This window comes from Streptomyces sp. TP-A0356 (assembly GCF_001417775.1).
Lineage (GTDB): Bacteria > Actinomycetota > Actinomycetes > Streptomycetales > Streptomycetaceae > Streptomyces.
On the sequence record NZ_BBZJ01000014.1, the window covers coordinates 56,328 to 81,124 of the forward strand.

General features: G+C 71.5%; 21 protein-coding genes and 1 pseudogene. 11 read left to right on the plus strand and 11 right to left on the minus strand.

Annotated elements, in window-relative coordinates:
* Positions 1–15: 15 nt before the first annotated feature.
* The 4 genes from hutI to hutU all read right to left on the minus strand — a co-directional run bounded on the left by hutI (position 16) and on the right by hutU (position 5,508).
* The gene (gene hutI, locus ASC56_RS06330; protein ID WP_055490234.1) at positions 16–1,191 is read right to left on the minus strand and encodes an imidazolonepropionase; all 1,176 of its coding nucleotides are present in this window, start codon (positions 1,189–1,191) and stop codon (positions 16–18) included.
* Between the two features lie 35 nt (positions 1,192–1,226).
* Complete coding sequence (locus ASC56_RS06335; protein ID WP_055490235.1) at positions 1,227–2,567, minus strand: formimidoylglutamate deiminase; 1,341 nt, start codon at positions 2,565–2,567, stop codon at positions 1,227–1,229.
* Positions 2,558–3,766, minus strand: a complete 1,209-nt coding sequence (locus ASC56_RS06340; protein ID WP_055490236.1) for an allantoate amidohydrolase — start codon at positions 3,764–3,766, stop codon at positions 2,558–2,560. Before ASC56_RS06340 ends, ASC56_RS06335 begins: the two co-directional genes overlap by 10 nt.
* A gap of 77 nt (positions 3,767–3,843) precedes the next feature.
* Positions 3,844–5,508, minus strand: coding sequence for a urocanate hydratase (gene hutU, locus ASC56_RS06345; RefSeq protein WP_055490237.1), 1,665 nt, complete (start codon positions 5,506–5,508; stop codon positions 3,844–3,846).
* Between the two features lie 146 nt (positions 5,509–5,654).
* Between hutU and ASC56_RS06350 the strand changes: the two genes are divergently transcribed.
* From ASC56_RS06350 to ASC56_RS06370, 5 genes are all read left to right on the plus strand, one after another.
* Positions 5,655–7,076, plus strand: coding sequence for a diaminopimelate decarboxylase (locus ASC56_RS06350; protein WP_055490238.1), 1,422 nt, complete (start codon positions 5,655–5,657; stop codon positions 7,074–7,076).
* 316 nt (positions 7,077–7,392) lie between these two features.
* The gene (locus ASC56_RS06355; protein WP_055490239.1) at positions 7,393–7,788 is read left to right on the plus strand and encodes a hypothetical protein; all 396 of its coding nucleotides are present in this window, start codon (positions 7,393–7,395) and stop codon (positions 7,786–7,788) included.
* A 74-nt stretch (positions 7,789–7,862) separates the two neighbouring features.
* Positions 7,863–8,621: a hypothetical protein gene (locus ASC56_RS06360; protein WP_055490625.1), complete on the plus strand. Its 759-nt coding sequence runs from the start codon at positions 7,863–7,865 to the stop codon at positions 8,619–8,621.
* Between the two features lie 40 nt (positions 8,622–8,661).
* Entirely contained in the window at positions 8,662–9,180 is a 519-nt protein-coding gene (locus tag ASC56_RS06365) for a roadblock/LC7 domain-containing protein (RefSeq protein WP_055490240.1), read from the plus strand.
* A gap of 16 nt (positions 9,181–9,196) precedes the next feature.
* Positions 9,197–9,571 (plus strand): hypothetical protein, encoded by a 375-nt coding sequence (locus ASC56_RS06370; protein WP_055490241.1) that lies wholly within the window; start codon positions 9,197–9,199, stop codon positions 9,569–9,571.
* A gap of 22 nt (positions 9,572–9,593) precedes the next feature.
* Here ASC56_RS06370 and ASC56_RS06375 read toward each other — a convergent pair whose 3' ends face one another.
* The 3 genes and pseudogenes from ASC56_RS06375 to ASC56_RS06385 all read right to left on the minus strand — a co-directional run.
* Entirely contained in the window at positions 9,594–10,187 is a 594-nt protein-coding gene (locus tag ASC56_RS06375; protein ID WP_079102326.1) for a hypothetical protein, read from the minus strand.
* A 159-nt stretch (positions 10,188–10,346) separates the two neighbouring features.
* Complete coding sequence (locus tag ASC56_RS06380) at positions 10,347–11,192, minus strand: MurR/RpiR family transcriptional regulator (RefSeq protein ID WP_055490243.1); 846 nt, start codon at positions 11,190–11,192, stop codon at positions 10,347–10,349.
* Positions 11,189–11,578, minus strand: a pseudogene (locus tag ASC56_RS06385) (histidine ammonia-lyase); the annotation flags it as partial. The pseudogene ASC56_RS06385 and the gene ASC56_RS06380, both read right to left, overlap by 4 nt.
* A gap of 1,472 nt (positions 11,579–13,050) precedes the next feature.
* Here ASC56_RS06385 and ASC56_RS06390 point away from each other — a divergent pair.
* Positions 13,051–13,572, plus strand: coding sequence for a hypothetical protein (locus ASC56_RS06390; protein ID WP_159039601.1), 522 nt, complete (start codon positions 13,051–13,053; stop codon positions 13,570–13,572).
* Between the two features lie 154 nt (positions 13,573–13,726).
* On the opposite strand, the gene ASC56_RS06395 is transcribed toward ASC56_RS06390, so the two are convergent.
* Positions 13,727–15,127 (minus strand): cystathionine beta-synthase, encoded by a 1,401-nt coding sequence (locus tag ASC56_RS06395; RefSeq protein WP_055490246.1) that lies wholly within the window; start codon positions 15,125–15,127, stop codon positions 13,727–13,729.
* A gap of 180 nt (positions 15,128–15,307) precedes the next feature.
* On the opposite strand from ASC56_RS06395, the gene ASC56_RS06400 reads away from it, so the two are divergent.
* The 3 genes from ASC56_RS06400 (at position 15,308) to ASC56_RS06410 (ending at position 18,824) form a co-directional block, all read left to right on the plus strand.
* The gene (locus tag ASC56_RS06400; RefSeq protein ID WP_199835934.1) at positions 15,308–16,342 is read left to right on the plus strand and encodes an SGNH/GDSL hydrolase family protein; all 1,035 of its coding nucleotides are present in this window, start codon (positions 15,308–15,310) and stop codon (positions 16,340–16,342) included.
* A 181-nt stretch (positions 16,343–16,523) separates the two neighbouring features.
* Positions 16,524–17,744 carry an acetyl-CoA C-acetyltransferase gene (locus tag ASC56_RS06405; protein WP_055490247.1) on the plus strand — a complete coding sequence of 407 codons (1,221 nt, stop codon included), beginning with the start codon at positions 16,524–16,526 and terminating at the stop codon, positions 17,742–17,744.
* Positions 17,745–18,038: 294 nt separating this feature from the next.
* A complete protein-coding gene (locus tag ASC56_RS06410; protein WP_055490248.1) occupies positions 18,039–18,824 on the plus strand; it encodes a hypothetical protein in 786 nt (261 codons plus the stop codon).
* Positions 18,825–18,905: 81 nt separating this feature from the next.
* Here ASC56_RS06410 and ASC56_RS06415 read toward each other — a convergent pair whose 3' ends face one another.
* The gene (locus ASC56_RS06415) at positions 18,906–19,217 is read right to left on the minus strand and encodes a hypothetical protein (RefSeq protein WP_079102328.1); all 312 of its coding nucleotides are present in this window, start codon (positions 19,215–19,217) and stop codon (positions 18,906–18,908) included.
* A 101-nt stretch (positions 19,218–19,318) separates the two neighbouring features.
* Between ASC56_RS06415 and ASC56_RS06420 the strand changes: the two genes are divergently transcribed.
* A complete protein-coding gene (locus ASC56_RS06420) occupies positions 19,319–19,546 on the plus strand; it encodes a DUF4287 domain-containing protein (protein WP_055490628.1) in 228 nt (75 codons plus the stop codon).
* A 127-nt stretch (positions 19,547–19,673) separates the two neighbouring features.
* Here the strand turns inward: ASC56_RS06420 and ASC56_RS06425 are convergent, their stop codons facing one another.
* Positions 19,674–20,579: a Bax inhibitor-1/YccA family protein gene (locus ASC56_RS06425; protein ID WP_055490249.1), complete on the minus strand. Its 906-nt coding sequence runs from the start codon at positions 20,577–20,579 to the stop codon at positions 19,674–19,676.
* Positions 20,580–20,875: 296 nt separating this feature from the next.
* A complete protein-coding gene (locus ASC56_RS06430; RefSeq protein WP_055490250.1) occupies positions 20,876–22,051 on the minus strand; it encodes a 4-hydroxybenzoate 3-monooxygenase in 1,176 nt (391 codons plus the stop codon).
* A 275-nt stretch (positions 22,052–22,326) separates the two neighbouring features.
* Here ASC56_RS06430 and ASC56_RS06435 point away from each other — a divergent pair, with 275 nt between their 5' ends.
* Positions 22,327–24,789 carry a SpoIIE family protein phosphatase gene (locus ASC56_RS06435; protein WP_055490629.1) on the plus strand — a complete coding sequence of 821 codons (2,463 nt, stop codon included), beginning with the start codon at positions 22,327–22,329 and terminating at the stop codon, positions 24,787–24,789.
* The last annotated feature ends 8 nt before the right edge of the window (positions 24,790–24,797 follow it).

Here is a 24,797-nt window from a genome sequence, read left to right on the forward strand (position 1 = left end):
TGCGACCGGAAAGGTTCACCGGCTCGCCTTGCGGCCCCGCCGCCACACCTCCGACACCAGGGGCACCCCCGGCCGGTACGCCAGGTGGACATGGCTCGGGGCGTCGAGGATCGCCAGGTCCGCGTACGCGCCCGGGGTGAGGCGGCCGATGTCCGTGCGGCGCAGGGCCTGGGCCCCGCCCGCGGTGGCCGACCACACCGCCTCGTCAGGGGTCATGCCCATGTCCCGTACGGCGAGCGCGACGCAGAACGGCACGGAGGACGTGAAGGACGAACCCGGGTTGCAGTCCGTCGACAGAGCCACCGTCACGCCCGCGTCCAGAAGGCGCCGGGCGTCGGGCCACTCGGCACGCGTCGAGAACTCGGCGCCGGGCAGCAGCGTGGCGACCGTACGGCTGTGCGCGAGCGCGTCCACGTCGGCGTCCGTCAGATGCGTGCAGTGGTCGGCGCTGGCCGCGTCGAGTTCGACGGCGAGCTGTACGCCCGGGCCGTAGGACAGCTGGTTGGCGTGGATGCGCGGGTGCAGGCCCCTGGCCTTGCCCGCGGTCAGGATCGCGCGGGCCTGGTCGCCGTCGAAGGCGCCCTTCTCGCAGAAGACGTCGATCCACCGGGCGTACGGCGCACAGGCGTCGAGCATCTCCCCGGTGACCAGGGCCACGTACGCGGCGGGGTCGCCGGCGTAGTCCGGGGAGACGATGTGGGCGCCCAGATAGGTGACCTCCTCCGTGTGCGCAGAGGCGATGCGCAGGGCGCGGGCCTCGTCCTCGACCGTGAGGCCGTAGCCGGACTTGGTCTCGAAGGTGGTGGTGCCCTGGCGGAGGGCCTCGTCCAGATAGCGGACGAGGTTGGCCTCCAGCTCCGCGTCCGTCGCGGCCCGTGTCGCCGCCACGGTCGTGCGGATGCCGCCCGCCGAGTAGCCGCGGCCGGACATACGGGCGTTGAACTCCTGGGTGCGGTCGCCCGCGAAGACGAGGTGCGAGTGGGAGTCCACGAAGCCCGGGATCACGGCCCGGCCGCCGGCGTCGACCCGGTTGTCAGTGGCGGGTGCTTTCCTGGATTCACCGGTCCACGCGACGCGGTCGCCGTCGATGACGACGGCCGCGTCCTGGACCAGACCGAGAGGGGAGTTGTCACCGAGGGAGGGGTCGTTGGTGACCAGGCTGGCGATGTTGGTGATGACCGTGCTGCTCATGGGTTCCTCGTGGGTGGCCGGTCCGGTGGTGGGCGTCAGGCGCGCAGGGCTTCGACGGCGTCCGCCAGCGCCCGCGGGACATCCGGTACGAGTGTGTGCGCCCCGTCGCGTACGACGTGCCGACCGCCCACGACCGTATGGCGCACATCCGCTGCCGTCGCGGCGAATACGGCCGTCTCGGCGCCCAGCCGCGGCAGCGGCCCCGCGGTCCTGACCGAGTCGAGCGCGATCGTCGTGAAGTCGGCGAGCGCACCGGGTTCCAGGGCGCCCGCGTCCGCCCAGCCGAGCGCCGCGTGACCGTCGGCGGAGGCCGCGCGCAGCAGGGCCGCCGCCGTCCAGTGGCCGCGCGTGCGAGTGCGCAACCGCTCGTTCAGCTCCATGGCGCGCGCCTCTTCGAGGAGGTCGATGACGGCGTGGCTGTCGGAGCCGAGACTCAGCCGGGAGCCGGCGGCCCCCAGGGCCACGGCCGGGCCGATGCCGTCGGCGAGGTCCCGCTCCGTGGTCGGGCACATGCAGGTGCCGGTGGACGTGGCGCCGATCAGCGCGATGTCCTCGTCCGTGAGGTGCGTGTTGTGGACTCCGGTGGTGCGCGGCCCGAGGACGCCGTGATCGGCGAGGAGGCGGGTCGGGGTGCAGCCGTGCGCCTCCTGGCAGGCGTTGTTCTCCGCCGTCTGCTCGGACAGGTGCACATGGAGCGGGGCCCGCCGCTCCTCGGCCCAGCGCGCCACCGTCGCCAGCTGCCCGGCCGGCACCGCCCGCACGGAGTGGACGGCCGCACCGATCCGTGCGTGATCCCGTTCCTTGAGAAGTGAACAGCGTTCCGCCCAGGCCTCCGCGGTGCCGTCGGAGAAGCGGAGCTGGTGGCGGTTGGGCGGCTGTCCGAAGCCGGAGGACAGATAGGCGGTGTCGAGGAGGGTGATGCGGATACCGGCCTCGGCGGCGGCGTCGATCAGGGCCTCGCCCATGGCGTTGGGGTCGGCGTACGGGGTGCCGCCGGGGGTGTGGTGCACATAGTGGAACTCACCGACGGCCGTGACCCCGGCCAGCGCCATCTCCGCGTACACGGCACGGGCGAGCGCGTGGTACGTCTCGGGCGTGAGCCTGTCGGCGAACGCGTACATGACCTCGCGCCAGGTCCAGAAGGTGCCGGAGCCGACCTGGACCGTACCGCGCAGGGCGCGGTGGAAGGCGTGCGAGTGGGCGTCGGCGAGTCCGGGGAGGGTGAGTCCGCGCAGGACCTCGGCGCCGGGCGGGGGCGCGTCGACGCCCGTACGGACGGCGGTGATGCGACCGTCCTGCACATCCAGGGCGACGCCCGGTTCGACGGCGGGGTCGAGCCAGGCGTGCTCCAGCCAGTACGTCCGCGTCACCTGCACACCAGCCCTTCCAGTACGTCGGCGAGTGCGGCCACCCCGGCCAGGCAGTCGTCCTCGGCGGCGTACTCGGCCGGGGAGTGCGAGACGCCCGTGGGGTTGCGCACGAACAGCATGGCGGTCGGGATGCTCCCGGAGAGGATTCCTGCGTCGTGTCCCGCCCCCGTGCCCAGGACGGGCACGGACAGTCCGGAGTCCTCGTCCTCGCCGAGGATGCGGGCGAGTTCGTCGCGCAGGGCGTGGTCGAACTCGACGACGGGGGTGAACGACTCACGGACGACGTCGAGGTCGACGCCGTGCCGGTCCGCGTACTCGCGGGCCGCCTTCTCGATACCGCTGACGACGGTGTCGAGGCTGTTCTGGTCGGCGGCGCGGGAGTCGAGCCAGCCGCGTACGAGGGAGGGGATGGCGTTGACGCCGTTGGGCTCGACGGCGATCTTGCCGAAGGTGGCGACGGCGCCGGCGAGTTCGGCCTCGCGGCGGGCGGCGAGGACCGTCTCGGCGTACGAGAGCATGGGGTCCCGGCGGTCGACGAGCCGTGTCGTCCCCGCGTGGTTGGCCTCGCCCCGGAAGTCGAACCGCCACCGCCCGTGCGGCCAGATGGCGCTGGCGACGCCGACGCGGTCGCCACTCAGGTCGAGGGCCCGTCCCTGTTCGACGTGCAGTTCGACGAACGCGCCGATCCGGGCGAGCCGCTCCGGATCAGGCCCGATGGCGTCGGGGTCGTACCCGGCGGCCTCCATGGCCTGCGGCAGTGTGACGCCGTCGCCGTCGGTCAGCCGGTGCGCCTGCTCGCGGGTGAGCTGCCCGGCGGTCAGCCGCGACCCGACACAGGCGAGCCCGAACCGGGCGCCCTCCTCGTCGCCGAAGTTGACGAGGGCGAACGGCTTGCGGAACTCGGCACCCCGCGCACGGAGTTCGTCGAGGGCGGCGAAGGAGGACACGACGCCGAGGGGCCCGTCGAAGGCGCCGCCGTCCGGGACCGAGTCCAGATGGGACCCGGTGACGACTGCGTCACCCCGCGCGGGATCCCCGAGCCAGGCCCACTGGTTCCCGTTCCGGTCGACCTCGTACGCCAGCCCGCGGCCGCGGGCCTGCTCCTCGAACCAGGCCCGGCACTCGGCGTCGGCACCGGTCCAGGCGAACCGGCGGTATCCGCCGGAGCCGGGGTACCGCCCGATGGGGAGGAGGTCCCGCCACATCTCCTGGAAGGAGACGGACGGCGACGGGGCACCGGCCCCCGTGGGAGGGGTGCCGCCCGGTTCACCTCGCTGAGGGCTCACGCGTCGTCACCTTCACGCATGGGAACCCGCACACCCCGCTCCCCGGCCACGGACTCCGCGATGTCGTACCCGGCGTCGACATGCCGGATGACGCCCATCCCGGGGTCGTTGGTGAGGACCCGGCGGATCTTCTCGCCGCTCAGCTTCGTGCCGTCGGCCACCGTCACCTGGCCCGCGTGGATCGACCGGCCCATGCCGACTCCGCCGCCGTGGTGAATGGAGACCCAGGACGCGCCCGACGCCACGTTCACCATGGCATTGAGCAGCGGCCAGTCCGCGATCGCGTCCGAGCCGTCGAGCATCGCCTCGGTCTCGCGGTAAGGCGAGGCGACGGACCCGCAGTCGAGGTGGTCGCGGCCGATCACGAGGGGTGCGGTCAGCTCACCGCTCGCCACCATGTCGTTGAACCGCTCACCGGCCTTGTCACGCTCGCCGTAGCCGAGCCAGCAGATACGGGCGGGCAGGCCCTGGAAGTGGACGCGCTCGCCGGCCATCTTGATCCACCGCGCGAGGGACTCGTTCTCGGGGAAGAGGTCGAGGATCGCCTGGTCGGTCCGCGCGATGTCGGCCGGGTCGCCGGACAGCGCCGCCCAGCGGAAGGGGCCCTTGCCCTCGCAGAACAGCGGCCGGATGTAGGCGGGCACGAAACCGGGGAACGCGAACGCCCGGTCGTATCCGGCGAGCTGGGCCTCGCCGCGGATGGAGTTGCCGTAGTCGAAGACCTCCGCACCGGCGTCCAGGAAGCCGACCATCGCCTCCACGTGCCGGGCCATCGACTCGCGGGCGCGGGTGGTGAAGCCGGCCGGGTCCTTGGTGGCGTAGGAGGCCATGTCCTCGAAGGCGACACCGATCGGCAGGTACGACAGCGGGTCGTGGGCCGAGGTCTGGTCGGTGACGATGTCGATGGGGGCGCTCATGGCGAGGAGCTGCGGGACGAGCTCCGCGGCGTTGCCGAGGACGCCGATGGAGAGCGGCTTGCGCTGGTCGCGCGCCTCCACGGCCAGCTGGAGGGCGTGCTCCAGGGAGTCTGCCTTCACATCCAGGTACCGGTGCTCGATACGGCGCTCGATGGCGCGCGGGTCGCAGTCGATACAGATCGCGACGCCGTCGTTCATCGTGACGGCGAGCGGCTGGGCACCGCCCATGCCGCCGAGCCCGGCGGTGAGCGTGATGGTTCCGGCCAGCGAGCCGCCGAACTTCTTCGCGGCGACCGCGGCGAACGTCTCGTAGGTGCCCTGGAGGATGCCCTGTGTGCCGATGTAGATCCACGAACCGGCGGTCATCTGCCCGTACATGGTCAGCCCGAGGGCCTCCAGACGGCGGAACTCCTCCCAGTTGGCCCAGTCGCCGACCAGATTGGAGTTGGCGATCAGGACGCGCGGCGCCCACTCGTGGGTCTGCATGACGCCCACGGGCCGGCCGGACTGGACGAGCATCGTCTCGTCCTGCTTCAGGGTCCTGAGCGTGCGGACCATCGCGTCGAAGGAGCGCCAGTCACGCGCGGCCTTGCCGGTGCCGCCGTAGACGACGAGCTTGTCGGGGTGCTCGGCGACCTCGGGGTCGAGGTTGTTCTGCAGCATCCGCAGGGCGGCCTCCTGCTGCCATCCCAGGGCGCTCAGTTCCGTGCCGCGCGGCGCTCGGACGGGGCGGGGTCCTGACATGCTCTGCCTCCTGGTGGACGGCCGCACGCGGCCGGGGGGCGCGCGGGGACTGTTGCAGCGGATATTCACATCCTGACCGTCTGAATAGAGCTAGTCAATACGTTCGTGCGCCAGCGGGTCGACGGCCGGGATGTTTGGCTGGAGGTATGACCGCAGACGGTGACACGGGGACGGGGGACGCTGTGGACGCGAGGGACATCGGGACGGGCCGGGCGCGCGGGGACGGGCACCCCGCCGACGCCGAGCGGGTGGCGCGCCGGGACCACGCCGTGCGGAGCGCCGTGGAGCGGGGGCTGCTGGGGCCGGACGCCCCCCTCGTCGGTCTCCTGGACGTCGTCGGCATCCGGGACTCCGCGGCGGAGCTGCGGGCCGCCTTCGACGCGGTGGTCGCGCCGGGCACGCCGGTACTGCACGCCTTCGCGGTGAAGGCGACACCCCTCGTCCCGGTGTTGCGGCTGCTGCGGGATGCGGGCATCGGCGCGGAGGTGGCGAGCCCCGGGGAGCTGGCGCTGGCCCGGGCGGCCGGAGTGGCGCCGGAACACACGGTGCTCGACTCGCCCGCCAAGACGCCGGACGAGCTGCGGGAGGCGCTGGAGCTGGGCATCGCCGTGAACGCGGACAACCCGCAGGAGCTGGCGCGGATCGACGGCCTCATCCGCGCCACGAAGACGTCGTCCCCCCTCGGGATACGGGTGAATCCGCAGCTCGGGGCCGGTGCGATCGAGGCGCTGTCCACGGCCACCGCCACCTCCAAGTTCGGGGTGGCGCTACGGGACGAAGGGGCGCGCGAATGGCTGGTGCGCGCCTACGCCGACCGGCCCTGGCTGACCCGGCTGCACGCGCACTCCGGCTCGCAGGGCGTTCCGCTCTCGCTGATGGCCCGGGGTGTCGCGGAGTGCCACGCGCTCGCCGAGGAGATCAACCAGCGCGTCGGGCGCCGCCAGATCGACACGATCGACATCGGGGGCGGGCTGCCGGTCAACTTCGACTCGGACGCGACGACACCGACGTACGCGCAGTACGCACGGCTGCTGGCGGAGGCGGTGCCGGGGCTGTTCGCCGGGCGGTACGGGCTGGTCACGGAGTTCGGGCGGTCGCTGCTGGCCAAGCACGGCACCGTGGTGGCGCGGGTGGAGTACACCAAGCGCGCGGGCGGCCGGGCCGTCGCGGTCACCCACGCGGGCGTGCAGGTGGCGGCCCGCACGGTGTACGCGCCCGCGTCCTGGCCCCTGCGGATCGCGGCCTACGACGCGAAGGGTCACCCGAAGGAGGGGCCCGACGTGGTGCAGGACGTGGCGGGACCGGCCTGCTTCGCGGGCGACCTGCTGGCCGTGGGGCAGGCGCTGCCGCCCCTGGAACAGGGCGACTACGCGGCGGCGCTGGACACCGGGGCGTACTACTTCGCGCACCATTACGCGTACAACTCCCTCGCCCGCCCGGGGGTGTACGGCTACGCGCCGGACGAGGGCGGAGGGATGCGGTTCGCGGTCGTACGTGAGCCGCAGAGCGTCGAGGAGATCGTGGCGGAGTCGGGAGGAAGCCACCCGGACGCACTGACAGGACTCTGAGAACGCGCGGACCGATCGCGTGGTGCCGGCGCCCGGAAGAAGCCGCGCGCCTCCCGGGCGCCCCTCCCCGGGCGCGCCTCCCGCGAGCGCCTCCGCGGTGCACCCGTACGCCCCGCATGCACGCCGGTCCGCACACCCGGGGGCCATCCCGCACACGCCGACAGGAGGCCAACGGCCCGGCGGACGGGGTCAGTTGACCCACTCTAGTGAGTCGGCGCATGTTCCACTGGAAAATGCCAGAACGCTCACCCCTCGCGCGTACGTTGCGTAGCCTCGGCGTCACTCAGCCGTACCCGAGGCGGGAGGGGAGCCCACGGTGCCCGGAATCGACGAGTGCCTGCTGGAAGCCATGCGTCTGCCCGGTGCCCGGGGTGCCTCGGTGGTCGACTGGACCAGCGGGCTCGCCCTGGGCACGGTCGGGGACTCGCCCGGCGGTGACCACGAGACGACCGCGGCGGAGGCAGCCGAACTGGCCCGGCTCGCCGCCGAACACCGCGCGTTCGCCCCGGAGGACGCCGACTGGTCCGACGACTCGTGCCCGGTCGAGGATCTGATCATCGCCAACCGGGACAGCTACCACCTGCTGCGGTTCGTCCCGACGGCCTTCGACAGCAGCGTCTTCCTCCACCTGTGGCTGGCCCGCGCGGAGGGCAACCTCGCCCTCGCGCGTATCCGGCTCGGTGAGATGGCCGGACGGCTGGTGCTGGGATGACGGTGAGAACGCCTCCGCCGCCCCCGTTGCCCCTGCGGCAGCGGACGCAGATCCCGGGCGGCGGCCTCTCCCCGATGCTCAGCCGACTGGCCGCCGAACGGGCCACCGGTGTGCTGATGCGCGAGGGCGGGATGCTGTATCTGTCCGACGGCCAGGTGGTGTACGCCGAGAGCCCCGCCACCCCGGGGCTCGACGTCCTGCTCATCGCGCGCGGCGCGCTCGACGAGGACGGCTGGCGGGAGGCGGTCGCGCAGGCCGGGGCGCGGCGGCTGGTGGGACGGTTCCTCGTCGACAGCGGCCGGATCGGCGAGGGCGCGCTGGAGCTGTGCCATCTGGGGGCGCTGTACGACGCGGCGTACTTCGTCCTCGGCCCGAGCAGTGCCCCTGCCCGCTTCCGGTACGGCGAGCCCCACTGGCTGGGTCCCGTCCACCCCGTGCCGGTGGACGCCGTGGAACGCGAAACCCTGCGCCGCCGCGAACTCCTGCACCGGATCTGGCCCGATCCGGCGACCGACGAGGCCCCCCTCGTCCGCGGCGACCGCCCGGCGGGAGCGACGGTCACGCCCCGCCAGGGAGAGGTGCTGGACCGGGTCGACGGAGTACGGACGGCAACCGACATCTCCCGCACCCTGGGCCGCCCGGCGTTCCACACGCTGGTGGACGTGCGCCGACTGGCGGCGGCCGGGTTCCTGGCCCCGCGGATGGCGCAGCCGGCCCCGGCCGGCCCCGCGCCCGGCGACCAAACGCCCGTGGCCGACGGAGAGTTGCCGCTCTTCGTCGACCCCCACATCACGTTGCTGAAGAGGCTGAGGGATGCGCTGGAGGCCCTTTGACCGGCTCGACAGGCAACGCCCCGCCGAGAGGAGACCCCTGATGGACGCGGAGCCCGAGGTCCTTGCCGAACTCCGCCGCCTGAGAGCCCGCATCCCCCAGCTGACCGGCGCCCTCGCCGCCAGTGTCGACGGACTCGTCCTCGCCCAGGACGCCCCGGGCGTCGAGCCGGAGGGCGTCGCCGCGCTCACCGCCGCCGCGCTGGGCGTGTCGCTGCGGATGACGGACGCGACGGGCCAGGGCGGCTTCCGGGAACTGCTCGTCCGCGGCGTCCACGGTTACGTGGCCACGTACGCGGCGGGCCGCAGCGCAGTCCTCACCCTGCTCGCCCAGGACCGCGTCAACGTCGGCCGGCTGCATCTGGAGGGCCGCCGCGCGAGTTCCCGGATCGGCGAGCTGATCGACGAGGCCGCCGCCCGTGCCGACCCGCCACCGCAGTCCCGCGCCACCAGAACCCCGACCACGACCACCGCCAGGGCCATGCCCACGCGGACCCGCACCGCGCGCGCCCCCGCGAGCCCACGCTCGGCCGCGAACGCGCGTACCACCACCGAAGGTTGAAAGGACACACCCCGAAATGGCCAACATCGAAACCGCGCTGAAAGAGGCGCTCGCCTCCATCGAGGGCGCGACCGGAGCCGCCCTCGTCGACTACACCAGCGGCATGGCGCTGGGCACCATGGGCGGCAGCAAGAGCTTCGACCTCACGGTCGCGGCCGCGGGCAACACCGATGTCGTCCGGGCGAAGCTGCGCACCATGGAGCACTTGGGGCTCAAGGCGCAGATCGAGGACATCCTGATCACGCTGAGCGACCAGTACCACCTGATCCGGCTGCTCACCGGTCGCGGTGGCAACGGCCTGTTCCTCTACCTCGTCCTCGACGCCAAGCGGGCCAACCTGGCGATGGCCCGCCACCAGCTGAAGAAGATCGAGGAGGATCTGGAGGTCTGACCCCGGCCCGCCGCCCCACGCGCTACACGAGCTCGGCGGTACGGCGGCGCGCCCCGCCCGGGGCGGCGTCGCCGGCCGCGATGCCGGTACCGCGGTAACCCTTGACCGGCTTGCCCGCGGGCGCGCCGCCACGGCGGTCGAGCCAGTCGACGCGCACCCACAGCAGCGCGTCGTCGGCGCGCTCGCGGCGGCCGAGCCAGGCCGCCTTCAGGCGCAGCCCGGCGCCGGCTCCGGCCAGCAGCATGCCACCGGCGGCGGGCACCGCGAAGGAGACGGCGAGCGCGGCCACGAAGGCGGCCAGCAGCCACCAGCGGTGCCCGCGCCGCCAGGCGCGGACGGTGACCGCGCGGTCCTGGAGCACGTCGTACTTGCCGGCGCGGGCGACGCCGCGGGCGAGGGCGCCGTACCGCTTGCGGCGCGTGGACGCGACGACGGCGGTCGCGACGACGAACAGCGCGGCGCCGGCCATGACGCCGATCCTGCGCCCGGTCACTCCCGGTACCAGCATCCCGATACCGGCCGCGAAGACCCCGAGCCACCACAGCGGTGCGGCCCCGGCCCGCACGACGACGGCCACCCGGGCCAGTCCCTGTCCTCCGCGTCCTCCGCGCACCACGTCCGGCCTCCCGTCTCACCTTGTGAAGCGCCTCAGTGCTCTCAGTGCGCGCACGCTAGCGGGCCAATGTGAGACGAATCTGAAAACAGGTGCGCGGCTGGGCCGGAGACCAAATCTGAAAACAGTGCGCGGCTCGGCCGGAGACCGGCCTCGATAGCCCTACTCCACGAACAGCCCGCGGGCCGCGGCCCGCGTGTCGAACTCCTCCAGCCGCGCCTGAGCGTCCGGCAGGTCGTCGCACATCGCCTCGAGCAGAACCCGGCCGAGCAGCATCGGCGCACAGGCCGTGTCGAAGGCGAGCCCGGTGCCGACCGCGGCCGGCAGCAGCAGGTCGGAGACCTTGGCCACCGGCGCGAACGCCGAGTCGGCGACCGTGACCACCGTCAGGCCCGCCTCCTTGGCGTGTTCGAGCCCCTCCACGACCTCGCGCGGATGCCGGGGCAGCGCGAAGCAGAGCAGGGCGCTCGCGCCCGCCCGTACGGCCGCGTCGATGCGGTCGTGGAGCATCGTGCCGCCCTCGTTGAGCAGCCGGACGTCCGGGTGGACCTTCGCCGCGAAGTAGGCGAAGCCGTAGGCCTGGGAGGCCGCGGCCCGCAGGCCGAGCACGGGCAGGGGGCGCGAGGCGGCGAGGACCCGTCCGGCCTTCTGCACGGGCCGCGGGTCGGCCAGCGCCTCCGCCAGATGCTTCAGGTTCTCGATCTCGGCCTCGACGGCCTGCTGGTACTCGTTGTAGGACTGCGGGGCCGCCGGGTGTTCCCCGGCGGGTGCGACCTCGCGCAGGTGTTTGCGCAGCGCCGGGTAGCCGTCGAAGCCGAGGGCGACCGCGAAGCGGGTGACGGACGGCTGGCTGACCCCGGCGAGTTCGGCCAGTTCCACGCTCGACAGGAACGGCACGTCGGCGGCGCGCCGCACCATGCTGTGCGCGATGCGCCGCTGGGTCGGCGTGAGCCGGTGCCCTTCGAAGAGCGCCTGCAGCCGTGCGGCAGGGCTGTCGGTCACGCTCATGACGTGCTCCCCCTCCAGATGTCCGTGAACCGGTCGAGCAGGCGGGCGGCCGCCGTCCCGTCGTGTGTCGGCGGCCGGTCGGCCAGGTCCCCGTCGAGCACCGACTCAGCGAGCTCCGGCGCCCGGCCCACCGGGAGTTCCGGGCCGGGCCGAAGGCCGCGCCGGCGCAGCGCCCGTACAGCGGCGACGAGTTCACAGCCGGGCGCGGCGAGCGAGGCGAAGCCGGCCTGTTCCTCGACGCCCCGGGAGAGTACAGCGTGCCCGAGCGAGGCGGGCGCGGAGAACGCCCGCAGGTCCCCCAGGGCGGCTGCGGCGGCGCGGGAGGTGGACAGCCGGGCCACCTGGGTCGCGGCCGGTCTGAAGTGGGCGAGGGCGAGGGCGGGTTGGGGGACGCGCCCGGTCGCCGCGATCCGCCGGGCGGCGTCCCAGGACTTCTGCACTCGCTTCATGGCCTCGGTGCCGGGGACCGGGCGCGCGGCCCCGTCGGCCAGGCGCACGACATCGGTGACGCCCATGCCGCACCCGTCCAGGACGACGACGTCCTGCGCCGCGTTCAGCGTCGCGTCCACGGCCTGGGACGACATCACGCGCACACCTCTCTCGACGCGGACATCGAGTCCTGCCCGGCTCCACAGTGACCAGCGGCGAGCGCCGGATCGCCGGACCGTCGCGGACCTATTCAAACACCAAGAGCCCTGCATGGCGATATGCAAGCGGCGTGCCCGCCGTTCCGGCGGCGTGCACTCGGGCGCATGCGAACGCATGCGCCGGTCGAGGATCAAGCCGCGGTATGAGAGCGGCGATGTTCTGACGACGAATCAGCCAAGTGTCGTTAAACGGACACGCAAAGTAATCCCACAAGTGCGTACGGTGAACAGGCGTCGCGCTCAACGCCCCCGGTGAGCGCGACGCTCTTCTCCCGGAACCGGGGCCGCAGAGGGTGGAGAGGCTCGCGCTGCTCGGCAGCTGGGCAATCGCCCGCTCCGCCTGATCCATGCAATGGGATGTGCGCGGGGACCGCCGCACCCCCGTTACCGGGGGGCGGGACGACGGCGGTCCCCGCGAAGGACGCGGGCCGGGTCAGGACCGGGCTTGCGCGTCCGTGGCGTCCATGGAGGTCCGGGAGCCGCTCCGGAGGTCCTTGGCGCCGTTTCGGTTGCCGACCGGGGCGGGGAGCCGCTCCCGCCCTGCCGACACCCACTAATGTGCCGGACCCGTGTTAAGCGGGTGCTGCGCGGACGTGACGCGCTCGTACCACTTCCGCGAAGCCCTAGGGCCCGCGCGTCGCCTCGGATTCCCCGCCGACACGACCGGTTCACCGGACGTTCGCCAGGGCGCTTCCGGCGGATCAGAAGCGCCCTGGTGCTTTCCGCCCTTGGCCAGGAACGCCAGCAGGTCCTGCCGGCTGACGACCCCGGTCGACTTGCCCTCGACGACGATCGTCGCGTCGGCCGAACCGACAGCGGATCGTCGAGCGAGGCGCGATTCTTTCTCAGCAGTCACGACGGTGGGTGGAGTGGACTTGCCATTGGCCAGCTCCGGCGCGTTCGATGCGTGCCGCGGCGTACGCCGTACAGCAATTCGCGAAGGTACCGCACCACTTCGACTCATCCGCAGGCAACAGGGTGCACGCATACCGGCGTTCCATTGACCTTGCGGCACTTCGCGCTCGGCGCCGTGTGGTGGGACGTCATAGCAGCGAAAGCGACCATATGAGTGGAAACAATGCCACAAGATCCATAATCCACCACATATGCCCGTGGCATTCGGTAACGCTGTGATCGAGCGCGGGGTGACCCGTCGGAAGGCTGCCTATCCCCGCAGGGGCGCGCTCTGGCTTTTCACAGAAGGAGAGTTCATGAGTCTTGACTCGAGGAAGCCGTCACTGGGGAGGCTTCCGCGACGGACCGCGTGGCTGGTCGGGAGTGCCGTGGCCTCCGGCGCCCTGGCGCTGACGGGTATGGCGGGCCCCGCGTTCGCCGTCACGGCCACGCATGTTCCTGGGAAGAGCGCCACCCGCTCCAGCAGCGACTGCCGTGAGCTGGTGGACGAGCACGGCAACTGGTGGCACCGTGGCGATGACTGTGAGGGCCGACCCGGCCCGGCTGGTCCCCAGGGCCCCCCCGGCCCGCCCGGTCCTCCCTTCACTCTGACGGCTGTCCCTGTGACGGTCACCTTGGCCGCGGGGGTCAACACGCTCGGCCCCTTCGCTTGCCCCGTCAACTCCGTCCCGGTCGCGGCCAGCCTGATCGCCAACGGCAGTGCCATCGGGGTCACCTTGACCACCATCGGCAACACGGCGACTCTCACAACGGGTGCTGTTCCGGCTGGTGTTGTCACCGGCACGGTGAGGGTGTACTGCGCGGCGGTGTCCGGCTAGTTCGGTCTCTTCCGGCGAGAGGTCATCTCATCGCTGGCCGATGCCGCAGGCCCTTCCCCACTGGATGACCACTGAGCCCAGTCATCCTCTCTTGTGCCCCGCAGCCCGCGTCAGTTCGCTGACGCGGGCTCCGGGTGTTTTCGAGTGGACTGGATCAGCTGCTTGTGGCCGCGAGGAAGGCCAAGAGGTCTTGACGGGTGACGATGCCAGCAGGCTTGCCGTCCACCAGCACCACCGCCGCATCCCGGCCTTCGAGGGCAGACATCAGGCGCGCTACCGGTTCCCCTGAACCGACAACCGGCAGCGACTCTGACATGTACTTCTCCAGCGGAGCGTCAGAGGGCGCGTGATCGGTGTACAGAGCGTGCAACAACACTCGCTCTTCCACTGCGCCGATCACCTCTCCTGCCATCACATCGGGGTGTCCCGCTCCGGGGGCCACAACCGGCATTTGAGACACCCCGAACTCCCGCAGCACGTTGATCGCCTCCCCCACCGTCTCCGTGGGGTGCACGTGCACGAAGCTCGGGATGCCGCCCGACTCTGCCTCTGCCTTCTGCGCCAGAACCTGCCCGGCCGTCTGTGCGGTTGTGGACTGGTCGTCGCTGAACCCGTGTTGAACGATCCACTCGTCGTTGAAGATCTTGCTGAGGTAGCCGCGTCCGCTGTCGGGCAGCAGCACGACCACGACGTCGTCGGGACCCAGCCGCTCGGCGACCCGCAGCGCCGCGGCGACCGCCATGCCGCAGGAGCCGCCGACCAGCAGCCCTTCCTCCTTCGCCAGCCGGCGGGTCATCTGGAAGGAGTCCTTGTCGGACACGGCGACGATCTCGTCCGCGACGTCCGGGTCGTACGCGGTCGGCCAGAAGTCCTCACCGACGCCCTCGACGAGGTACGGCCGTCCGGACCCGCCGGAGTACACGGATCCCTCGGGGTCGGCGCCGATGACCTTGACGCGCCCGTCGCTGACGTCCTTCAGATAGCGCCCGGTGCCGGAGATGGTCCCGCCGGTGCCGACGCCGGCGACGAAATGGGTGATCTTCCCCTCCGTCTGGTCCCACAGCTCGGGGCCGGTCGAGTGATAGTGCGAAAGGGGGTTGTTGGGGTTGGAGTACTGGTCGGGCTTCCAGGCTCCGGGGGTCTCACGAACGAGCCGGTCGGAGACGTTGTAGTACGAGTCCGGGTGCTCGGGGGCCACTGCCGTCGGGCACACGACCACTTCGGCGCCGTAGGCGCGCAGCACGTTGATCTTGTCGGTGGAGACCTTGTCGGGGCACACGAAGATGCACTTGTAGCCCTTCTGCTGTGCGACGATCGCGAGCCCGACGCCCGTGTTCCCGCTGGTCGGCTCGACGATCGTGCCTCCGGGCTTGAGCTCGCCGCTCTGCTCGGCCGCCTCGATCATGCGCAGGGCGATGCGGTCCTTCACGGAACCGCCGGGGTTGAAGTACTCGACCTTCGCCAGGACGGTCGCCTGGATGCCGGCGGTCACACGGTTCAGCCTCACCAGCGGGGTGTTGCCGACCAGGCTGATCATCGAGTCGTGGAATTGCACCGTTGTCTCCGGTTGCTGCAAAAGAAGTGGTCGTGATTGTTCCGCCAGCGTAAGCGGTCCCGCGGCCGGACGGTCCGCAAGCGCGGGCCGTCCTCGTCGTTCACGTCCTGTTGAGATTGGGCGACGGGGCGTATGGGGCAAGCAGTGGATGTACGGCTTACGAGGAGGTGGCGGCGACGCATGTCCAGCATGTCGAGGGCGAGGGTGGCCCGTCGCATCGCGGCGGGAGCGGCTTACGGCGGCGGCGGAATCGGCCTGGTGGGTGCCGCCGCCGTCGGTCTGCTGGTCGCCGAGGTGCAGATGGCCAAGCGGCATGTGGGCAACGGGCACAGTCCGCACCCGCCGAGCGCGGACGGTCTGTACGGGCGAGGGTACGCCGCCCTGGACGGACCGCCGCTGAGGCTGATGATGCTCGGCGACTCCACGGCCGCGGGGCAGGGCGTGCACCGCACCCGTCAGACGCCGGGCGCGCTGCTGGCGTCGGGGCTGGCGGCGGTGGCGGAACGCCCGGTACGGCTGCGCGTCGTGGCCCTTCCGGGGGCGCAGTCCGATGACCTGGACCGCCAGGTGACGCTGGCCCTGGAGGATCAGGACCAGGTCCCCGACGTCTGCGTGATCATGATCGGTGCGAACGACGTGACGCACCGGATGCCGGCCACGCGCTCGGTGCGCCATCTGTCGGCGGCGGTGCGCCGTCTACGGACGGCGGGCGCGGAGGTGGTGGTGGGCACCTGCCCGGATCTGGGCACGATCGAGCCGGTGCAGCAGCCGCTGCGCTGGCTGGCCCGCCGGGCCTCCCGTCAGCTGGCCGCGGCCCAGACGATCGGAGCCGTCGAGCAGGGCGGACGGACGGTGTCGCTGGGCGACCTGCTCGGCCCGGAGTTCGAGGCCAACCCCCGCGAGCTGTTCGGCCCCGACAACTACCACCCCTCGGCGGAGGGCTACGCCACGGCGGCGATGGCGGTCCTGCCGACGGTGTGCGCGGCGCTCGGTCTGTGGCCGGCGGAGGAGGAGCGCCCGGACGTGTCCCGCCGCGAGGGCTTCCTCCCGGTGGCCCGTGCGGCGGCGGAGGCGGCATCCGAGGCGGGCACGGAGGTCACGGCGGCCATGCCGACGGGCCCGCGCGGGCCCTGGGCCCTCCTCAAGCGCAGGCGCCGTCGCCGCCTCCCGACCCCCGACGCCACGCCGGCTCCCGCCCCGGAACCGACGCTCTGACCTGGTCCCGCGCTGGGAACGGTGCCCTGAGCCCGTGCGTCTTCGGGGCCGGCCCCCGGAGGAAAAAGCAAGCGCTTAGAAAATTGCGGTCGGAGTCACACCTCGCTGCCCGTGACCTCCACCGTACGTACGGGTAACTTCCCCCACAGCCCTGCCTTCTCTCTCGTGCAATGGAGCCGTGATGCCCGAAGCCGTCATCGTCTCGACCGCCCGTTCCCCGATCGGCCGCGCCTTCAAGGGCTCCCTGAAGGACCTCCGCCCGGACGACCTCACCGCCACGATCATCCAGGCCGCCCTCGACAAGATCCCCGCGCTGGACCCGAAGCACATCGACGACCTGATGCTCGGCTGCGGTCTGCCCGGCGGTGAGCAGGGCCACAACCTCGGCCGTATCGTCGCCGTACAGATGGGCATGGACCACCTGCCCGGCTGTACGGTAACCCGCTACTGCTCCTCCTCCCTGCAGACGTCCCGCATGGCCCTGCACGCCATCAAGGCCGACGAGGGCGACGTCTTCATCTCCGCGGGCGTCGAGATGGTCAGCCGGAGCGTCAAGGGCACCTCCGACGGCCTCCCCGACACCCACAACCCCCTCTTCGCCGACGCCGAGGCCCGCACCGCGGCCGTCGCCGCGTCCGAGGGCGCCGACTGGCACGACCCGCGCGAGGACGGCCTCGTCCCCGACCCGTACATCGCGATGGGCCAGACCGCCGAGAACCTCGCCCGTCTGAAGGGCGTCACCCGCGAGGAGATGGACGAGTTCGGCGTCCGCTCGCAGAACCTCGCCGAGCAGGCCATCGCGAAGGGCTTCTGGGAGCGCGAGATCACCCCGGTGACCCTCCCGGACGGGACGGTCGTCAGCAAGGACGACGGTCCGCGCCCCGGCGTCACCCTGGAGGGCGTGGCCGGCCTGAAGCCCGTCTTCCGCCCCGACGGCCGCGTCACCGCCGGCAACTGCTGCCCCCTCAACGACGGCGCCGCCGCCCTGGTCATCATGAGCGACACCAAGGCCCGGGAGCTGGGGCTCACACCTCTGGCCCGGATCGTGTCCACCGGTGTCTCCGGCCTCTCGCCCGAGATCATGGGCTACGGCCCGGTGGAGGCCAGCAAGCAGGCCCTGCTGCGTGCGGGTCTCACCATCGACGACATCGACCTCGTGGAGATCAACGAGGCCTTCGCCGCGCAGGTGATCCCCTCCTACCGCGACCTGGACATCCCGCTGGACAAGCTGAACGTCAACGGCGGCGCCATCGCCGTCGGCCACCCCTTCGGCATGACCGGCGCCCGCATCACCACCACGCTGATCAACTCCCTCCAGTGGCACGACAAGCAGTTCGGCCTGGAGACGATGTGCGTGGGCGGCGGCCAGGGCATGGCGATGGTCATCGAGCGCCTCAGCTGACGACGGCCCGCACCCGACCGGTCTCGCGCGCCCCGCACGAAACCCGTGCGCACCCGGCCCGGAGCCCCGTACCTCAGGGCTCCGGGCCGTTTTGTGATCCAATCTCGCCCAGGATGTGACCTATCTCCCTCCGAATGGGATTTATGCAGGTCACCGCGGCTCCATGGGCAAACACCGGGATCAGAACCATGTCCGTTTCGTGACGTTACGCACTGACAGCTGGTTAGTCCACCCTTCAAGCTGATGTAGGAAGTCGGGGGCCGACCTTGAACCGGGAGTACGTCAGTGAGCGCCATGCCGATAGCTCTGCTGCTCACCACTACCGCCACCGCGGGCGTGGGCGTCGCCGTCCTGTGCAGCGTGCGGGCGCTGCGCCGACAGGTCGCGGCCCTGCACACCGAACTCGCCGAGCGCCGCACCGCGGACGCGCGCGGGCTGCTGCCCGCCGCCCGCTCCAGCGCCGACGCCGAGGAGATACGCACCGCAGTGGCCGAGGCCCTCGCCGAGGAGCGCGAGCGTGAGCTGGCCGAGGCGCGCGCCTTCTGGGCCGCCCAGGAGGCGCGTGACATCGCCGACGCCCCCACCCTGCTCGGCCTGCCCGACAGCGATCTGTTCCTGCCCCGCCAGTCGGACTTCGCGGGCCTGGAGCACGACAGCCTGGAGCCGGTGACCGAGGCCGGCGCCGACGAGACCGAGTTCGCCGGCGACTCGCCGGAACTGGCCGCGGCGCGCCGCCGTCACCCCTCGCACCCCGACTTCGTCCCGGCCCCCTCACCCGTGAACGACCACGAGCGCACGGTCACCTGCCTGGAGAAGCTGGCCGACGCCCGTACCGAACTCGCCGACGTCCGTCCGGGCCCGCTGGGCACCCTCGACGTGTACGTCTTCGCGGACGGTACGACGCTGTGCATGACCCCGGGCCACCGCGAGACCGCCGACCGCCTGGCCACGGCGCTGCGCACGGGCCACGCCCCGGTGCTGCTCGGCGGCTCGGGCATCTCGGGCGCATACGCACTGACGTTCGCCTGCGGCGACGAGAACGTCTACGTCCTCGCGGACCGCGTCATCGCGTCCCTGTAGCCGGCGGATCGGGCGGCGGATCGACCGCCACCGGATCGGGCGGCGGATCGGCAGCCGCGGGATCGCGTCAGGTTCCGCCCCTCAGACCCCGGCGCGTTTCTGAGCCTCCTCCACAAGCGCCACGGCCTCGGCGAGTTCCGCCTCGTCCCGCAGCACGAGTGCCAGGTCATGCCCCGCTACCGTGATCTGGTCGGCGGCCGCGAACATGCCCGCGTCCGGCATTTCCCGGGGTTCGGCCGAGGGGTCCTCCAGGAGCTGGGCACGACGCGCCAACTCCCTGGCCAGACCGAGGGCCTCGGCCGCCGCGCCCCGTTGCAGCCGGCTCTGCGGAGCGGCCCGCAACCGGTCGGCGAAGTGATCCACGGCCCGGGTCAAAGGCGTCGTATCAAGCACGCCGCGAGACTACGCGTCGCAGCAGGACTGTTGCCAACAGGCGAACGCTCAGGCACGGTGACCTGAAGGACCGGCTTCATCGAATGCGTCCGGAGGCGCCGATGTCCCAAGTCTTCTCCGAGGAGACCCATCGCAATCTGCTAGCCCGCATCCCCCACTGCACCGGTCGTGAAGTCTCCGACTGGCTTCGCACCGTCGCCGAAGGCCCCGCCCTCTGCTTCGAGGAGAAGGTCAGCTGGCTGCGGCACGAGCACAACCTCGCGTACGGCCACGCCAAGGCGATCATTCACGAGTACGACCTGAGGAGGGCCGCGCGCAAACTGCTCTGAGCGCGCACCACCGAACCACCCACCCAAACGCCGAAGGGCCCGCGAACCGTGGTTCGCGGGCCCTTCGAGGGTTGGCGAGCCCCCGTCAGGGGTCCTGCGGCGCTCGCGTCCGGCGCTCCGGGCGGAGCTAGTCGTTGCTGCTGAAGATGGCGACCAGCCGCAGCATCTCGACGTAGATCCACACGAGCGTCATGGTCAGGCCGAACGCGGCCAGCCAGGCCTCCTCGCGCGGCGCACCGTACGCGATGCCGTCCTCGATCTGCTTGAAGTCGAGGGTGAGGAAGAACGCGCCGAGCAGAATCGCGATGATGCCGACGAGCGCGCCCAGCGGGCCCATGCTGCGCAGCCCGCCGTCCGGCGCGGCACCGAAGGCGACCAGCAGCAGGTTGACCGCCATGACCACGACGAAGGCGATGGCGATGGCCATGCCGATCCGGGCATAGCGTGCGGTGACCCGGATCCAGCCCGCCTTGTAGACGAGCAGGGTCGCGCCGGAGACCGCCATCGTGCCGAGCACGGCCTGGAAGGGCGCGCCGTGCCACTGCGCGTTGTACATCTCGCTGAGGACGCCGAGGAAGACGCCCTCGAAGGCGGCGTATCCCAGGATCAGCGCGGGCGACGGGGTGCGCTTGAACGACTGCACCATCGCCAGGACGAAGGCGACCAGCGCGGAGCCGATCGCAAGACCGTAGCTGGTGGACGAGACCGGCAGCAGCGCCCAGGCGAGGATCGCGCCGACCGCGACCGTGCCGAGCGTCATCGCCGAGCGCATGACGACGTCGTCCATCGTCATCCGGCCGGTGGTGGCCGGAGCCTGCGGCGGTGCGCCGTACTGCGTCTGCTGAGCGTAAGGGTTCTGCGCGTAAGGGTTCTGCGCGTAGGGGTTGCCGCTCGCGTACGGGTTGCCTTGAGCGTACGGGTTGCCCTGCGTGCCGACGGCGGCTCCCCCGGCCTGCGGCGCGGTGTTGAAGCCCGCGTAGCCGTTGTCGCGGCTGAACCCCCGTCGCGAGAAGACCGGGTTGCTGCTCCTCATTTCACTCCTCCATGGCCACCCTGCGTGGCCTTGGCTCAAGAGTAATAGGTAGGCAAAGGACTGACTGTAGTGCTTGGGGAGGATCTTTCCCTCGTCCTCGCGCGCAACACGCTACGCGGCTTCGTCATTCCCGGCGAGGAACCACCTCATCCATGACCAACCTGGGACAGAGTCGAGACCGGCCACTGATCAACCGGTGGCTCCGCTTCACCCGGACGAACGCTCGGACGACCACCCGGACGGGTGACACCGCCCGATCGCACCGCCCGATCGCAGCGCCCGATCACAGCGCCCGATCACTCCAGCGGGAAGCCGGTGTAGCCGTCGGCGAGTTCGGCCTCGGCGGCGCGCGAGGTGGTGAGCCGCTCCAGCCGGGCCAGCTGGATGCGGTCGTCGAAGGGGGTGGCGTCCGGGACACGGTGCAGCAGCGTCGTCATCTCGTAGGAGAACCGCTCGGCCTGCCAGACGCGACGCAGACAGGTCTCCGAGTACGCGTCGAGCCGCTCGCTCGACCCCGTCTCCCGCAGGTACGTCAGCGCCCGCGCGAAGGTGACGACGTCCCCCACCGCGAGGTTCAGCCCCTTGGCCCCGGTGGGCGGCACGATGTGGGCGGCGTCCCCGGCGAGGAAGAGCCTGCCGTGCCGCATCGGCTCGTGGACGTAACTGCGCATCGGAGTCACGGACTTGGAGGTGATGGGCCCCCGGGCCAGCGTCCAGCCGTCGGCGGTCTCGAAGCGTCGTTCGAGCTCGTCCCAGATCTCCTCGTCCGCCCACTCCCCGGCGTCCGTGCCGGCCGGCACCTGGAGGTAGAGGCGGGAGACGGACGGGGAGCGCATGCTCAGCAGGGCGAAGCCGCGCTCGTGGCGGGCGTAGACCAGTTCGTCGTGGGAGGGAGCGACGTCGGCGAGGATGCCGAGCCAGCCGAATGTGTACGTACGTTCGTACACCTGGGACAGTCGAGCGGGGACCGCGGCGCGGGACACACCCCAGAAGCCGTCGCATCCGACGACGTAGTCGCACTCCAGCACGCCTTCCCGCCCCTCGTGCCGGAAGCGGACCATGGGCCGGTCCGTGGTCACGCCCTCGACGCCGAGCGCCTCCGCCTCGAAGAGCAGGGGTCCGCCGTCCTTGAGCTGGAGCGCGATGAGGTCCTTGCAGACCTCCGTCTGCGCGTACACCATCACGGAGCTGCCGCCGGTGAGTGCCGGGAAGTCGACGCGGTGGCGGCGGCGTGCGAAGCGCAGCTCGATCCCGTCGTGGCGCAGTCCCTCGCGGTCCATGCGCTCGCCCGCCCCGGCGGCCCGGAGCACGTCGACGGTCCCCTGCTCCAGGATCCCGGCCCGCTGGCGCTGCTCCACATGGGCCCGCTCGCGACTCTCCAGCACGATCGAGTCGATGCCGGCGTTGTGCAGCAGCCGCGCCAGCAGCAGACCCGCGGGTCCCGCTCCGATGATGCCGACGGTGGTACGCATCCGACGCCCCTTTGCGCTCGCTGTTCGGTGTGGTGAAGAGTTCCCCTGGTTCGCATAGTGAAATTTCCTTCACTCACCTGCGGGGTGAGTCTCCGACCGCTGGGGCCGACTGTCAACGGCCGCGGGACGCGCGACCGGGAAGTCCCCCACCGACAGCGAGTGCCGCCCCTGCACCACGAGAGCCCCGGCGCGTCACGCCGGGGCTCTCCGCGTTCCGCCGCGCTGTGCGGACCAGTCGGGCAAGCAGGAACATTGACATGGGAAGGATGGATCTGATGTCTTCCGGGCGAAACGGTTCCGAGGTGCCTCCGTCCGCAGGGCCGGGCGGCCTCCTGGACGCGTCCGACGACGCGGCGGCGGTGATCTCGGCGGACGGCATCGTGACCGGCTGGACCCGGGCCGCGGAAGCACTTCTCGGCTACTCCGCCCCGGAGGTGGTCGGCCACTCCGCCGCGCGTCTGCTGGCGACGCCGGGGGATCCCGTGCGGGTCGCCGGAGTCGCGGAGCGTTGCCGCGAGGGAATGGGCTGGAGCGGACTGATCCCCGTGCAGCACCGCGACGGCAGCCGTATCGACGTCGACCTGCGGGTGTCCGCGTCCTTTCGCATCGGCACCGACGAGTGCTTCCTGATCTCGGCACGGGAGCTGAAGCAGCAGTGGACGGTGGGCCAGTCCATCCTCGACGGCTTCCTCACCCGCTCCCCGGTCGGCATGGCGGTGATGGACGCCCAGCTGCGCTACGTCTGGCTGAACGACACCCTGGAACGCTTCGGCGGTGTCCCCCGTGAACAGCGGCTGGGCCGTCGTCTCAGCGACGTCCTGCCGGGGCTGCATGCCGAGACCATCGAGGGTCTGATGCGCAAGGTGCTGGCGACCGGAATACCGGTCACCGACTACGAGTACGTGGGATGGAGCTGGTCCGACCCGCGCCGTCAACACGCGTACTCCACCTCCTTCTTCCCCCTGGTGAACGCCGACGACACCGTCACCGGGATCTGCTACATGGTCCTGGATGTCACGGAGCGGTGGAACGCCCGCCAGCTCCTCTCTCTGGTCAATGAGGCCGGGACCTGTGTGGGCAGGACCCTGGACGTGACGCGGACGGCCCAGGAGCTCGCCGACTTCGCCGTTCCCCGCTTCGCGGACTTCGTCTACGTCGACCTTCTGGAGCCCGTCCTGAGCACCGAGGGGCACGGGACGTGGCTGTCCGACGCCGGACCGCCGGCCGCCAAGCCGGTGATGCGCCGGGTCGGAATGAGCTCCGTGCGCAAGGGCTGCCCGGAGGCCGTCGTGCGGGTCGGGGAGAAGCTGGATTTCATCCCCCCGCCCTACAACGTGAACCTGCTCATCGACGGCGAACCGATCTTCATCCCGGTCCTCGACCCGGCCAACCTCCAGTGGGTCGCCGAACAGCCCGCCCGGTCCGCTCGCATCCGCGAGTTCGGACTGCACTCCCTCATCTCCGTGCCGATGCGGGCGCGGAACACCGTCCTGGGCCTCACCACGTTCGTACGGTCGCTCAACCCGGTCTCCTTCCAGCCGGACGACGTCCTCCTGGCCCGTGAGCTGGTGGCGCGAGCGGCGCTCTGCGTCGACAACGCCCGCCGGTTCAGCCGGGAACACGCTGCGGCCGTCACGCTTCAGCGCAATCTGCTGCCGCACGCCCTGACGGGCGGCAGTGCGCTGGATGTCGCCTCTTCCTACCTGCCGGCGGACCCTACGGGCGGGGTCGGCGGCGACTGGTTCGACGTGATCCCCCTGTCCGGCGCCCGAGTGGGCCTGGTCGTCGGCGACGTGGTCGGGCACGGCATCACCGCGGCCGCGACCATGGGCCGACTGCGCACGGCGGTCCAGACCCTCGCCGACATGGACCTGCCACCCGACGAACTCCTCGCTCACCTCGACGACCTCGTGCTCCGGCTGAGCGAGGAGGAGGACGACACCGAGACGGCCAGGGAGACCAGCACGACCGTTCTCGGCGCGACCTGCCTGTACGCCGTCTACGATCCGGTGACCAGGCGCTGCACGATGGCCCGGGCCGGACATCCGCCCCCGATCGTCCTCAGCCCTGACGGGCACGTGTACTACCCGGAGCTTCCCGCCGGGCCCCCGCTCGGGCTCGGAGGGATGGCGTTCGAAGCCGCCGTGATCGAGCTCGCCGAGAACAGCCTGCTGGGCCTCTACACCAACGGCCTCATCGAAGGAGCCGACCACGACATGGGCCTGGGCCTGGACCGTCTCGCCCTTGCGCTGTCCCAGCCGGAACCCGACCTCGACGCCCTCTGCGCGACCGCCGTGCAACGCCTCGTCCCCGTGCCCCAACCCGACGACATCGCGCTTCTGCTGACCCGCATGCACGCCTTGAACACCGACGACGTCGCCTCATGGGAGGTGCCCTTCGACCCGGCCGCCGTCAGTGACGTCCGCCTCCGGGTGACCCGCCAGGTGCAGGCCTGGGGCCTTGAGGAGCTGGCCATGACCACGGAGCTCATCGCCAGCGAGCTGGTCACCAACGCGATCCGTCACGCCGCCGGGCCGGTACGCCTGCGACTGCTCCGCAACTCCCGCCTGACCTGTGAGGTCTCCGACGGCAGCAACACCGCCCCCCGGCTGAAGCACGCCCGCAGCACGGACGAGGGCGGTCGTGGCCTCTTCCTCGTCGCTCAGTTCGCCCATCGCTGGGGCACCCGGTACACGCCCGAAGGCAAGATCATCTGGACCGAACAGGAGATCCCGTAGGGACGGGG